Annotated in this window: 13 protein-coding genes; 2 read left to right on the top strand and 11 right to left on the bottom strand. The window is 63.2% G+C overall.

All coding sequences use genetic code 11. From position 1 onward, the window contains the following. Window positions 1-67: 67 nt before the first annotated feature. From ACHIRB_RS09955 to ACHIRB_RS09930, 6 genes are read right to left on the bottom strand one after another with little or no spacing between them, the layout of a single operon-like run. The gene (locus ACHIRB_RS09955; protein WP_395125943.1) at window positions 68-736 is read right to left on the bottom strand and encodes a hypothetical protein; all 669 of its coding nucleotides are present in this window, start codon (window positions 734-736) and stop codon (window positions 68-70) included. Beyond that, window positions 733-1,509 carry a hypothetical protein gene (locus ACHIRB_RS09950; protein ID WP_395127682.1) on the bottom strand — a complete coding sequence of 259 codons (777 nt, stop codon included), beginning with the start codon at window positions 1,507-1,509 and terminating at the stop codon, window positions 733-735. Before ACHIRB_RS09950 ends, ACHIRB_RS09955 begins: the two co-directional genes overlap by 4 nt. Next, a complete protein-coding gene (locus tag ACHIRB_RS09945) occupies window positions 1,506-2,135 on the bottom strand; it encodes a DUF6114 domain-containing protein (RefSeq protein ID WP_395115591.1) in 630 nt (209 codons plus the stop codon). The genes ACHIRB_RS09950 and ACHIRB_RS09945 overlap by 4 nt, the downstream gene beginning before the upstream one ends. Further along, entirely contained in the window at window positions 2,129-2,974 is an 846-nt protein-coding gene (locus tag ACHIRB_RS09940) for a DUF6230 family protein (protein WP_395115592.1), read from the bottom strand. Before ACHIRB_RS09940 ends, ACHIRB_RS09945 begins: the two co-directional genes overlap by 7 nt. After that, window positions 2,971-3,402, bottom strand: coding sequence for a DUF6114 domain-containing protein (locus ACHIRB_RS09935; RefSeq protein ID WP_395115593.1), 432 nt, complete (start codon window positions 3,400-3,402; stop codon window positions 2,971-2,973). The genes ACHIRB_RS09940 and ACHIRB_RS09935 overlap by 4 nt, the downstream gene beginning before the upstream one ends. Before the next feature lie 7 nt (window positions 3,403-3,409). Further along, complete coding sequence (locus ACHIRB_RS09930) at window positions 3,410-4,042, bottom strand: DUF6230 family protein (protein ID WP_395115594.1); 633 nt, start codon at window positions 4,040-4,042, stop codon at window positions 3,410-3,412. Window positions 4,043-4,341: 299 nt separating this feature from the next. Between ACHIRB_RS09930 and ACHIRB_RS09925 the strand changes: the two genes are divergently transcribed. Continuing rightward, the gene (locus ACHIRB_RS09925) at window positions 4,342-5,139 is read left to right on the top strand and encodes a putative protein N(5)-glutamine methyltransferase (RefSeq protein ID WP_395125945.1); all 798 of its coding nucleotides are present in this window, start codon (window positions 4,342-4,344) and stop codon (window positions 5,137-5,139) included. 1 nt (window position 5,140) lies between these two features. Here the strand turns inward: ACHIRB_RS09925 and ACHIRB_RS09920 are convergent, their stop codons facing one another. Next, entirely contained in the window at window positions 5,141-7,066 is a 1,926-nt protein-coding gene (locus ACHIRB_RS09920) for a Na+/H+ antiporter (protein ID WP_395115596.1), read from the bottom strand. Window positions 7,067-7,083: 17 nt separating this feature from the next. Between ACHIRB_RS09920 and ACHIRB_RS09915 the strand changes: the two genes are divergently transcribed. Next, window positions 7,084-7,995: an SDR family oxidoreductase gene (locus ACHIRB_RS09915; protein WP_395115597.1), complete on the top strand. Its 912-nt coding sequence runs from the start codon at window positions 7,084-7,086 to the stop codon at window positions 7,993-7,995. Here the strand turns inward: ACHIRB_RS09915 and ACHIRB_RS09910 are convergent. The 4 genes from ACHIRB_RS09910 to ACHIRB_RS09895 are packed head-to-tail and all read right to left on the bottom strand — an operon-like array spanning window position 7,986 to window position 12,617. Beyond that, a complete protein-coding gene (locus ACHIRB_RS09910) occupies window positions 7,986-8,606 on the bottom strand; it encodes a TetR/AcrR family transcriptional regulator (protein WP_395125946.1) in 621 nt (206 codons plus the stop codon). The two genes, ACHIRB_RS09915 and ACHIRB_RS09910, sit on opposite strands and share 10 nt — an antisense overlap. Before the next feature lie 20 nt (window positions 8,607-8,626). Beyond that, window positions 8,627-9,415: an enoyl-CoA hydratase family protein gene (locus ACHIRB_RS09905; RefSeq protein ID WP_395115599.1), complete on the bottom strand. Its 789-nt coding sequence runs from the start codon at window positions 9,413-9,415 to the stop codon at window positions 8,627-8,629. After that, entirely contained in the window at window positions 9,415-10,575 is a 1,161-nt protein-coding gene (locus tag ACHIRB_RS09900; protein ID WP_395115600.1) for an acyl-CoA dehydrogenase family protein, read from the bottom strand. The genes ACHIRB_RS09905 and ACHIRB_RS09900 overlap by 1 nt, the downstream gene beginning before the upstream one ends. After that, the gene (locus ACHIRB_RS09895; protein WP_395115601.1) at window positions 10,572-12,617 is read right to left on the bottom strand and encodes an ATP-binding protein; all 2,046 of its coding nucleotides are present in this window, start codon (window positions 12,615-12,617) and stop codon (window positions 10,572-10,574) included. The genes ACHIRB_RS09900 and ACHIRB_RS09895 overlap by 4 nt, the downstream gene beginning before the upstream one ends. Between the last annotated feature and the right edge of the window lie 11 nt (window positions 12,618-12,628).

Raw genomic sequence — 12,628 nt, 5'->3', positions numbered from 1 at the left:
CACCCCATTTTCACCCCAGCAGCGCGTCCGGAGGGCACCTTTAACTCACGAGCGGCGGAGCCGCATGTCAGCCCGGTGCCGGGCAATCGACGTCGCCCATAACCATTCTGGCGTCGAGGCTGATGTCGGCAGGTAGCTCGAGCAACCCGCCATCGAGCACAGTTGCCGTCGCGTTCTGCAGTACGACGCTCTGCGCTTCGAGCCCGAACTCGTATGGTGATGCGCCAGCCAGCAGCGGCACACCAGGTATTGCAATTTCGGTGGGGCTCTTGTTCACGGCGGTATTTCCTTGGGCCTGCAGGAAAGCATTCGCATCGAAGACATCGAGCGTGAGGCCATTGACCTCGATCTCGGATGTCGAAGGATCCTGGTCTCCTGCAAACAGCAGCAGCGTCACGGTTTGCCCGAACATGGAGGCCTTCTCGGTTAGGCAAACCCCGTTCGCGTAGCCATGGCCGATAAGGAACGTCGCCACCCACTCGCTACTGGGTTGACCGTTGAAGTCCTTGGTCGGAACGTTGCGGACGATGGCCGCAACCTGATCTGTTTTCAAACCATCGACAGCCAACTCACCACGTGCCGACGTCGCAACGAACGACGAACCGAGCGCGCCGTTAAGAGCGCTGACAGCCATTGCGGTGACTGTGGCGAATCCTGCGATCATGGCGATGCTTGCGCGCCCCCAGCGAGTTCGATAGGCGACCGCGTGGGGTGCATCGTCTGAGTTCGGAGTCATTTCGTCTCCACCCGCACTCCTGCGACAGGCGCGGTCACGGCTGGTTTGCCAGGATCCGTCGTGACATTGAGCCCTATCGCATAGATATCGAGATTTGCGGCCGGGATCGTATTCGGAAGCGGGACGCCGTAATCGATCAACACCCCCAACACGGGTATCAGCGACGTCAGCGGCAGGCACGGACCGAACTTTCCGAGCGGTCGGTCTTTGAACTGAGCGAATACGTCCGCGATTGCTGCGAGCAACGAGTCGAGGCGACCTCCGAACACGCCCGCGTAGCCGATTACCACCGAGTACAACGTCTCCGGCGTCACGCATAGCTCGAGCGACTTGACGTCGAGCCACAGATCGACGATCGAGCCTTGATCGTTGCCCGCAATTGCGGCTTTACTCAGGTCGCTCCCGTTCGGGTTCGTGATCACGAACTTGTGATCGTCGCGGTCGTGGCTGATTTCGACGTCGTCCAACTCGATTCGACTGACGCGCAAGTAGGTCGTCGGCACCGAATTCGTGCCGTCCGCCAGCCGCAAGACTTGGTTGACTACCGCCTTCTGCAGTCCGACTACTCGGGCGGTAGGTGCTTGGATTCGAGCGGGCACGGCAGACGGTAGATACCCGACCGACTCGGGGGGCGGCGGGGGAGCGTTGCGGAAGCCAAGGGCAGACGCGACGTTTCCCGGACCGTATGCCGACATCGCGAGCAGGAGCGAAATACCGATCAACGTCACCAAGCGTCGTACGCGGGTTTGCGCCGATGACTTGGCGCCCATCATCCGGTCTGCTCGGTCGGCTTGGGTTCGGACACCCCGGTGGCGTCCGTTGTGGCCGTCGACTTCGTCAGATCGACAACAGCTTTCGCCTCGTCGATGACAGCGGGGGCTGCATCGTCTTCGGTCTTCGCCACGGTCTTCGGCGCAGTCTTCGACCGCCGTGGCTTCGTCGGTCCCCAGCTCAGCGTCATCGCGCTGCCGATGATTCCGAACACCATTCCGATGAACAGGCCACCGAGGTTCGAGATGACGAAGGACACTATGGCAAGTAGCAGCCCGATGAGTCCCGCGAAGAATCGCTGGCTCGGTGAAATCCATGCCGCGACGCCGCACACGATCAGTCCGCCACCGGCAAGCCAACCGCCGAAACCGGTCAGGCCTGCCGAGAACATGATGTGAAATTCCACCATCGACAGCCGCAGGATCAACCAACCGCCGATCAGCATCCACAGCCCACCCCAGAACGGGCGACTGCGGCGGAAGCCGCGGAACCACAGCCGTGCACTGTGCACGTGTGGTCGTGCGGATGCCACCAGCGCAGCTACTCGTCCCGGCTTGGCGGATTCTTCACGCGCTGCTTCTTCGCGCGCGCCCGAATCCGCGGCCGCGTGCTCGTCGACGCTCAGCAAGTTGTCACCTCACCGGGTTTGATCGACGCTTCGAAGACAGGGGCTTCCAGCGACCCGAGGATGCTCGCGCCGTAGGCGGTACCCGTGACGTCGTTCAGAACGGCAGTACCTTCGCTCGCGTCGAGGCCGAACCCGCCCGGCTGACCGCCGAGGGACTGACCGTTGACCGAGATGTCGTCGGCGGACTTGCCGATGAGGGCGTTGGTGAGCTTGACACCCTTCGCCTGCAAGCCTGTGACATCGAACTGCACGTTGGCGCCGGACGCCTTCTGCTCGTTCTTCGGCGCGCTGATGACGACCGAGTAGGTGACGCCGAGCATCGACTGCCGTGCGATCAGGCACACATCGTCGATGCTGCCGGACCCGAGCACTGCGTGCAGGATCGCCGTCGGCTCGGTCGAGCCGTCCGGGTTCTTGACGTTCGCCTGCGCCATGACGATGCCGAGTCCCTGCGCGTCCACACTGCCGATCGCAAGGGTGACCGGCTGGTTCGCGACGTTGAAGTTCGCCGCGAGCGCTCCTTGACTGATTGCACTGCCGAGGCCCGCGACGATGGCGAGCGACGGAACCATGACAAGCGCGCCGCGACCCCAGCGAGTTCCCTTGGTCGCGTCACCTTCCGCTTCGGCAATGATCTGGCTGTTCCAGGATGAAACGGTGTCGGTTGCCCGCCCGCGTGCTCGCAGCGCCAGCTTCGACGCCGATTCGCCGATATCTCTTGCGAGATTGTGAATCGTCGATTTCATGCTGTTGGATCCTTCCGACGTCTGCGGTTCGAGCAGTCGATCTTCGAGTGGCTTGCCGTGAGGTTCGTGGTCGGGTTCGGTTCTCGATGTCATCGGACCTTCTCCACTGTCGGTTCGGCGTTCGCGCCTGATTCGGAGCCGTCACCCGATGCGGATGCACCAGTTCCCGCTGCATCTCCCGGCGCCCATCCGAAGGCCAGACAACCGCCGATGATGCCTGCCATCATGCCGACGATGAACCCGCCGAGATTCGATACCGGAAACGAGATGAGCGAGACGATCACAGCGATGAGTGCCGCAGCCCGGCGATGGCTCTGCTTGAACCAGATGGTCAACCCCATCGCGATCAGCAGCACGGCGCAGACATAACCCCCGATTCCGCCGATTCCGAGATGGATGATCTCGGTGACCGGTCCGAGCGGGAACCAACCGATCACAGCTCCGGCGAAAATGATGAAGAGGCCGCCCCAGAAAGGCCTCGACCACCGGAATTGCCTGAAACGCTCGATAAGTTTCATCATCGCGCCGCTAGTAGCATTCGCCGTGCTCGGTGCCGCGACCGCGACCGATCTTGGGAATGCCGATGCCGTTGAGCTTTGCTGTGCCGGAGATCGTTGCACCCTTCGCAGTCGCCTGTAGTTGCGCCATTCGGACGACGCCGGGTGCGTCGATTCCGATGGAACCAGGCGTGCCGCCCGAAATTCCGTCGAGTTCGGACGCGTCCTTGTTGATGGCGACCGGATCCTTGACGTTGCTCCCGTCTTTAGCCGGTGCGTTGCCGTCCGACGTCGCGGCATTGAGCGCAACACCTTTGATTGCCATCAATTCGGCAGCAGCCTGTAAATCCTTCACCGTTGCTTCGCCATCGGTGTTGATTTGCAACGTGTTTGTCCCGATCAGCGGAAATGTCAGTACCAACGATATGCAGATTCCGTCGGCCAACTCGGCTTCGGGGATGGCAGCCATCAAAATGGGTGCATGTGACCCGTCCTTCATCTCGATCGTGGACGGATACGCCGAAAGGCCCTGTGTCGCAACGGCTGCACCATTGGATGCCAATTTGAAATCTTGACCGGACAACGCCAGATTCAATGGCAGCACACCCTGAATTGTCATAACCGTCAGCGCTCCAACGCCGAGTAGGGCGGGGATGAAGAGCATAAGGCTCTGCCGCCATCGTGTGTGACCACGATCAGCCTTTTGCATTGGTTGCCCTCAAAAAGTCGCCGAGATTTTGGTTAACGTACCGCATCGTCCGTTCGGGTCGGCGCGTTTGACCGAAACGTGAGGTCCCAGCAACCTCTCGCCGCCGGGGGCTTCGGATGTATCGTGGCCCAGTCCCGAGAGAACAAGGAGGTGAGACCCATAAACGCAAGTTCACCCGTGGTGCTCGCCGACCTCGACGCTAATCGCCGATAGCTGACCGGCGAGCACCCAACGGCATATTCCGAAAGGTGTTCATGTCAGATCTTGTTCCCGCACTGCACAGTTCGTTGGACGACACCGTTGCCGCGCTACGTGCCGCAGGCTGCGTGTTCGCCGAGGACGAAGCCCGCTTGCTACGCGCCGCAGCGAGCGATTCAGCCGCACTCGCGGCGACGACCGAGCGACGAGTATCCGGCGAACCCCTCGAACACATTCTCGGTTGGGCGGAGTTCTGCGGTCGCAGGATCAGGGTGACACGGGGTGTATTCGTCCCACGTCGACGAACCGAACTACTCGTGACCGAAGCCGTCGCGGTTACCCGGCAGCACTCCGTCGTCGTGGATCTCTGCTGCGGATCGGGAGCGGTCGGCGCAGCATTGCGCGCCGAGTCGGCCGGTATCGACCTCTACGCCACCGACATCGACGCTACCGCTGTGTCGTGCGCGCGCCTGAACATCGAGGACGCACACGTCTACGAGGGCGACCTGTTCGCGCCGCTGCCGTCGACACTGCGCTGCCGTGTCGATGTGCTGCTGGCCAATGCGCCCTATGTGCCGACCGGTGCGATCGACACCATGCCGCCGGAGGCTCGGATGCACGAACCGCTGGTCGCCCTCGACGGTGGGTCCGACGGCCTCGACATCGGTCGGCGAGTCGTTCACGAAGCGCCACGCTGGCTCGTTCCGGGCGGTCGTCTCCTCATCGAAACGAGCGAGCGTCAGGCGCCGGAATTGGCAGCTGTGTTCTTCAGCTGCGGATTCGCTGCTCGCGTCGTTCGATCCGAGAAGTTGGATGCGACGATCGTGGCAGGCACACTCACCGACCGCAGCTGACCTACCCCAGGATGTTGTCGATGTAGCACCACCGCCACGCTTCGCCGGGCTCGACACTGCGCATCACCGGATGGCCGGTCGTGCGGAAGTGGCCGGTTGCATGGTTGCCGACCGAGGATTCGCAGCATGCGATATGTCCGCAGGACAGGCACATTCGCAGATGGACCCAGGTATGTCCCTCGTCGATGCATTCCTGACAGATGCCGGGACGGTCGGGCACGCACACAGCCGGAGCCTCTTCCAGGTGTTCGCAGCCACCTTTGACGGCTGCCGTGAGGCGTTCCTGCTGCAGGTCGTCTTCGGCTTCGTCGAGACGATCGATCATCGACTCCTCCAAGTCGAGAACACCCATCACAACCTGCAGCACCTCGTGGTCCAATGTCCCGGCGTCGCGCACGCCGAGCACGGCTTCGCGCTCGGCCTGCAACATCTTCAGGCGTAGCCTGCGGTACTCCTCGCTCGGCGTCATCTTGTCCGACTCGGTCGGTCCGAGTCGCTCCCACGACGCGTTGGTGCGCTGGGCGAGTCGACCCCGCAGGCTGTCGATGATCTGCGGCGAGGTGTCGGGGGTCGTATTAGCATCCAACGCGGCGAGGCCGGCGTCGGCGGCAAGTTGCAACAGACCTGCCTGCTGCAACGCGTCTTCGGCACGTGATGGTCCGCGCAGCTTCAGTAGGCCGACCAGCCACGGCAACGACGTGCCCTGCACCAGTAGGGTGCCGCCGACGACGACAAGGGCGATGAGCTTGAGAACGTCCAACTCGGGTGTCGTGTCGGGCAGCAGGAGCACCGCAGCCAGTGTTACGACGCCACGCATTCCCGCCCACGATGTCACGACGATCGCCTGCCATGCGGGTGCGGTTTCGGCGGCCCGAATGCTCGGTACCAACAGTCTTGGCAGATAGGTCGCGGGGAAGATCCACAACGGCCGTGCCAGGACCACGGCAAGAAGTACACCGATACAGGCCGCCACGATGCGGCCGTGATCGACGCCGCTGTGCCAGGCGTCGTCCACGATCACACGGACCTGCAGACCGATGATGAGAAAGACCGTGCTCTCGAGAATGAACTGAATCGTCTGCCAGTTGGTCCGCTCCGCGATCCTCGACGCTGCGCTCTGCCAGACGGGCGCGCCGTGACCGAGTATCAAACCGCAGGTGACGACCGCGATCACGCCGGATGCGTGCACTTTCTCGGCGGGCAGGTACGCCGCAAACGGAGCGATGAACGACAACGAGGTATCGAGAACGGGATCGGTGATGCGGCGCCGCAACATGGAGAGTGCGATCGCGATGACGATGCCGATCGCGGCGCCACCACCCGCGGCGATGACGAAGTCGCCTCCTGCTTGGAAGATGCTGACCGATCCGCCGATCGCGCCGATGGCGGTTCGCAGTGTGACGAGGGCGGTCGCGTCGTTGAACAGCGACTCGCCCTCGAGGATCGTGACGATCCGACGTGGCATTCCGATACGCCGTGCGACCGCTGTTGCCGCAACGGCGTCGGGCGGGGCGACTACGGCACCGAGTGCGACCGCGACGGCAAAAGGGATCGGGAGGATCAGCCAAACGACGATGGCGACCACGAAAGTGCTGAACAGGACAAGCCCTACGGAAAGCAAAGCGATAGCGCGACGATTCGCTTTGAAGTCCACGAGCGAGGTCTTGATCGCTGCCGTGTAGAGCAGCGGCGGCAGTAGCCCGAGCAGGATCCATTCCGGTTCGACGTCGATGTCCGGGATGAACCACAGGAACGACGCAATGACGCCTGCCACGGTCAGGACGAGCGGTTCCGACACACCGAAGCGCCGTGCCGCGGCCGCGAGAGACACGCTCGCGCCGACCAGTAGAACGAGACCGAGAGCTATGTTCACCATCGCATCGTGCCAGTCGTTCTCGTAACGTGTCGGTGTGGTGTCGGTGGGCACTGTTAGCGTCCGCGACCATGAATGCACCACTGGCAGGAAAGGTCGCGCTGGTTGCAGGGGCGACACGCGGAGCAGGGCGTGGCATCGCGGTCGAACTCGGGGCGGCGGGAGCGACCGTGTACGTGACGGGGCGTTCGACGCGGTCGCAGCGATCGGAAATGGATCGCGACGAAACGATCGAAGAGACAGCCGAATTGGTCGATGCCGCAGGAGGACACGGGATCGCGGTCCAGGTCGACCATCTGATACCAGATCAAGTCCGCGAACTTGTAACGCAGATCGAACGGGAACAGGGTGCACTCCACATCCTCGTGAACGACATCTTCGGCGCGACGACGATGGAATGGGACAAGTCCGTCTGGGAATCGGATCTCGACATCGGACTCCGAACCTGGCGGCTCAACGTCGAAACTCATGCCATCACGAGCCATTTTGCGATACCGCTGCTGTTGCAGACACCGGGCGGTCTGGTCGTGGAGGTCACGGACGGCACCGACGAGTACAACGCGTCGAATTATCGGGTGTCGTTCTTCTATGATCTGGCCAAGGCGTCGGTCAATCGGATGGCATTTGCGCTCGCACACGAGCTGAAAGACGCTGGCGCAACTGCGTTGTCGCTGACTCCGGGCTGGTTACGTTCCGAAGCGATGTTGGATGCCTACCAAGTCACCGAAGAGAATTGGCTCGATGCGACGAAGTTCACGCCACATTTCGCGATCTCGGAGAGTCCGGCCTATGTCGGACGCGCTGTCGCTGCGCTTGCCGCAGATCCCGAGAAGGCGCGCTGGAACGGCAGTTCCGTGTCGAGCGGCGAACTTGCAAAGGTGTATGGATTCACCGATATCGACGGCAGTCGACCGGACGCGTGGCGCTACCTGGTCGAAGTGCAGGATCCGGGTAGGCCTGCAGATGTGACGGGCTATCGCTGAGCGCTGGCCGAGCGCGTCGCATCGAGTGCCGCGTCGAGCGTTGCCGCCCACTGGGTGACGATGCGCCCGCGTCGCGCCGAGTCGTCGGTCAGGAGGTCGGCCAGGCCAAGGCCGCGGGCGAGGTCGAGGGTGGCTTGGACGAGGTGGTGCGTTGCTCGGTCGGAGTCGTCGACACCGAGCGCCTGAATGGTCGTGCGATGCGCGACCCGGCCGAACTTGGCTTCGAGCGGGACGATTCGTTCCTTGAGTAGCGGGTCGGCGGCCGCTGCGGTCCACACCTGGACTGCGGCTTTGAACAGCGGTCCTGTGAAGTACTCCATGAGCCCGGTCAGCACGGCTTCGGTCTTCTGGACCGCAGGAGCCGACGCCGACGCCGCTACCGCCTGTTGCATACGAGAGTCGAACATGTGCTCGAGCGCGGCGGTGATGAGATCTTCCCTCGTGGGGAAGTGGTGCTGGGCAGCCCCGCGAGAAACGCCCGAGTGCTCGGCAACGACCGCGACTGTTGTTGCACCCCAGCCCATTTCGGCAAGGCACACGATGGTCGATTCGAGCAGTCGTTGGCGGGTGGCGCGACTGCGATCTTGTTTGGGTTCTCGTACGGTCGTCACGCCATCCACCTCCGTCGCTGCTACTGGGCCCAGCTCGGTGGCCGTCGCTGCAGGAAGGCTGTCATGCCTTCCATCGCTTCCGCTGTACCGAACAGTCTCGCCGATTGGGCCGCCAGCCTATCCGCCGACGAGTCGAAGTCCGCGAGGACGGCCGCGGTCGTCAGCGCTTTCGATTCGGCGAGTCCCTGCGGCGAACTCTTGCGTAGTTCGCCGAGAATCGTGGCGACCGTGAACTCTGCGTTGTCGGCTGCAGTTGTGATGAGCCCGAGCCTTTCGGCCTCTTCGGGTCCGAACTTCTCACCGGTGAGGAAGTAGCGGCTCGACGCTCGCGACGACAATCGGGGGAGCACCGTCAGGGAGATGATCGATGCGGCGAGGCCGAGACGTGCCTCGGTGAGGGCGAACGTGCTTGCCGGACCCGCGACGACGATGTCGCAGGCGCCGACGAGCCCCATACCGCCTGCACGGACGTGCCCGTCGATCCGACCGACCACAGGCTTCGGCAGTTCGACGATCGCTCGAAGCAGGCCGATCATCGACCGCGTCCGCTCACTTGCTGCCGTCGCTGGATCACTTGCCGCGGTACTGGCTTCGCTCAGATCCGCACCGGCACAGAAGGTATTGCCGGTGTGGGTGAGCTCGACAGCACGCACGTCCGCGTCGTCGCGAGCCGCCGCGAGACCGGCGAGCAGTTCCTTGACGAGACGGCTCGATATCGCATTGCGATTGTGCGGCGAATCGAGAGTGATCGTTGCGATGCCGGCCGCTACGTCGTAGCGGACATAGGGTGCCGTTTCGGTCGCTGTCATCAGTACGACCTTTGCAGCCCGAGCGAATGCTGCGCGACGAAGTTCAGCACCATCTCCCGGCTCACCGGGGCGAGACGCCCGATTCGCGCGGCGGCGAGCATCGACGCCAGGCCGTACTCCTTGGTGAGGCCTGCGCCACCGTGAGTCTGAATTGCCTGGTCGAGAGCCCTGATGCTGGCTTCGGCGGCGGCATACTTGGCCATGTTCGCCGCCTCGGCCGCACCGAAGTCGTCGCCGCTGTCGTACAACGTCGCGGCCTTCTGCATCATCACTTTGGCGAGCTCGAGCTCGATCTTGATCTGTGCGAGTGGATGCGAAATACCCTGGTGTGCACCGATTGTCGTCTTCCACACGGTGCGCTCGTTGGCATACTCCACGGCGCGAGCGAGTGCGTACCGTCCCATGCCGATGGCCATTGCGGCACCGAGAATGCGTTCCGGGTTGAGGCCGGCGAACAACTGCATCAGCGCCGCGTCCTCCTTGCCGACAAGTGAGTCGGCGGGCAGGCGGACGTCGTCGAGGAACAGCGTGAACTGATGGTCGGGCTCGATGATGTCCATCTCCATCTGCTGTGCGATGAAGTTCTCGGCATCGGTCGGAACGATGAACAGCGCAGGCTTCAGCTTGCCCGTCTTCGAGTCCTCGGTACGCGCAACGATGAGGACGGCTTCGGCCTGATCGACGCCGGAGATGTACACCTTGCGGCCGTTGAGGATCCAGTCTTCGCCGTCGCGACGTGCCGTCGTCGTGATCTGGTGCGAGTTGGAGCCTGCATCGGGTTCGGTGATACCGAAGGCCATCTTCGTCGTTCCGTCGGCGAGGCGGGGGAGCCACTTCGACTTCTGTTCGTCCGTGCCGTACTTCCCGATGATCGTGCCGCAGATTGCGGGAGACACCACGACGAGCAGCAGACCCGCGCCGTTGGCTGCCATCTCTTCCTGGACCAGTGCCAACTCGTAGATGCCTGCACCGCCGCCGCCGTACTCTTCCGGCAGGTTCACGCCTAGGAAGCCGAGTTTGCCCGCTTCGTCCCACAGCTCGCTGAGTGGTTCGCCACGTCGCGCCTTGGGTAGAACGTAGTCGCGGTAGCTGTACTTCTCACCGAGCTTGGCTACAGCTGCTCGCAGTTCCTTCTGCTCTTCGGTTTCGATGAAGCTCATTTTGTCTCCTCGGTGTTTTCCGGTCCTGCGGTGTCTTTGTCTGTGACCGGCGGTGAGTCGTCGACTACGGCCAGCACGGCGCCGACCTCGACCTGTTGTCCGACTGTCACATTGAGCTCTGTGACGATGCCCGCTGTCGGCGCGACGATCTTGTGTTCCATCTTCATCGCCTCCAGCCAGAGAATCGGCTGACCTGCTTCGACGGTGTCGCCGGCTTTCGCGCCGAGGCGAATCACGTTGCCTGGCATGGGCGCAAGCAGTGATCCGGCTGCAACCTGCGACGCAGGGTCGACGAATCGTGGCGTTCGAGTCAGTGCGACCGGGCCGAGCGCCGAATCGACGCACACGAGATCGCCGTACCTGGCGATGTCGAAGACGCGGCGAACTGGGCCGTGTTCACCCGGCAGGTCGAGTACAACCCGATTCGGGGTTGCCTCGACGACCGAGAGACCGTCGTGACCCTCGACTTCGATGGTCTTGCGCGTCGTTCGATATCGAACGTCGATGGCTCCGCCCGTGCGGCTTTCGTAGGACTTGACCTGAGCCTGCGACGGCAGATTTCGCCAGCCGCCAGGCAACCGACCGACGACGCGGGCGGCTGCTCGGTTGGCCGCCGCATCCGCGAGAGCCGCGGCTACAGCCGACAATTGCTCGTCGTCGGGTGTCGTGAGCGGGCGTGCCAACTCTGCGAGACCATGTGTGGCGAAGAACGCGGTGTCGGTATCGCCTGCCAGGAACGCCGGGTGTCGTAGCACGCGAACGAGGAGATCGCGGTTGGTGACGAGGCCGTGGATCCGGGCACGCGCCAAGGCCGATGCCAACAGATGGGCTGCCTCGTCCCGTGTCTCGGCGTAGGAGATGACCTTCGCCAACATCGGGTCGTAGTGCACGCCGACTACCGATCCGTCGACGACGCCTGAGTCGAGCCGGATGGCCGCCTCGGTCAGGGCGCCGAATTCGACCGCGGTAGATGGGATATCGATCTTGTGGACCGTCCCGCTCTGTGGCTGCCAGTCGTGCGCTGGATCCTCCGCATAGAGGCGAACCTCGATGGAATGGCCACGAAGGGGTGGTTGCTCGGGAGGTAGTGCGCGACCTGCGGCGACCTGTAGTTGCAATCGGACGAGGTCGAGACCGGTCGTTGCCTCGGTGACCGGATGCTCGACCTGCAGTCGTGTGTTCATCTCGAGGAAGAAGAACTCGCCCTCCTCGTCGGCGAGAAACTCGACCGTGCCAGCACCTTCGTAGCCGATCGCCTCGGCAGCGAGCCGAGACGCTTCGAACAAGCGCTGACGCATGTACGGGGTGCGCTCGACAAGTGGCGAAGGTGCCTCTTCGACGACCTTCTGGTGGCGTCGCTGGATCGAGCACTCGCGCTCGCCGACAGCCCAGACGGTGCCATGGGTGTCTGCCATGACCTGAACTTCGATGTGCCGCCCGGTCTCGAGATAACGCTCGCAGAAGACGGTCGGATCGCCGAACGCCGAACCCGCCTCTCGGCGTGCGGCTTCGAGTTCGTCCTGCAGATCGGCGAGGTCGCGGACGACGCGCATACCACGTCCACCACCGCCTGCCGATGCCTTGATCAGCACGGGTAGGTGCTTGTCGGTGACCTCGGACGGATCGAGTTCGGCGAGGACGGGAACGCCCGCGGCGTCCATCATTTTCTTCGACTCGACCTTGGAGCCCATCGATTCGATCGACTTGACCGGCGGACCGATCCAGGCGAGACCCGCGTCGAGAACGGCTTTGGCGAAGTCGGCGTTTTCGGAGAGGAAGCCGTAGCCGGGATGGATCGCGTCGGCGCCGGCCGCGCGCGCTGCGGCGATGATGGCATCGGCACGCAGGTAGGTCTCACCGGGTGTGTTGCCAGGCAGACGAATTGCCGCGTCGGCCTCGGCAACGTGGGGCGAGTCGGCGTCGGCGTCGGAGAACACGGCGACCGTGCCGAGTCCCATTCGCCGACAGGTCGCGAAGACACGTCGGGCGATTTCGCCGCGATTGGCGACGAGGACGGATGTGATCGCAGTTCGATCGGTCATGACAGCTGCCC

Source organism: Antrihabitans spumae, assembly GCF_043944905.1.
In the GTDB taxonomy this organism is placed as follows: domain Bacteria; phylum Actinomycetota; class Actinomycetes; order Mycobacteriales; family Mycobacteriaceae; genus Antrihabitans; species Antrihabitans spumae.
The sequence above is the reverse complement of the archived record's forward strand: the minus strand, read 5'-3'. Positions and strand labels throughout refer to the sequence as shown.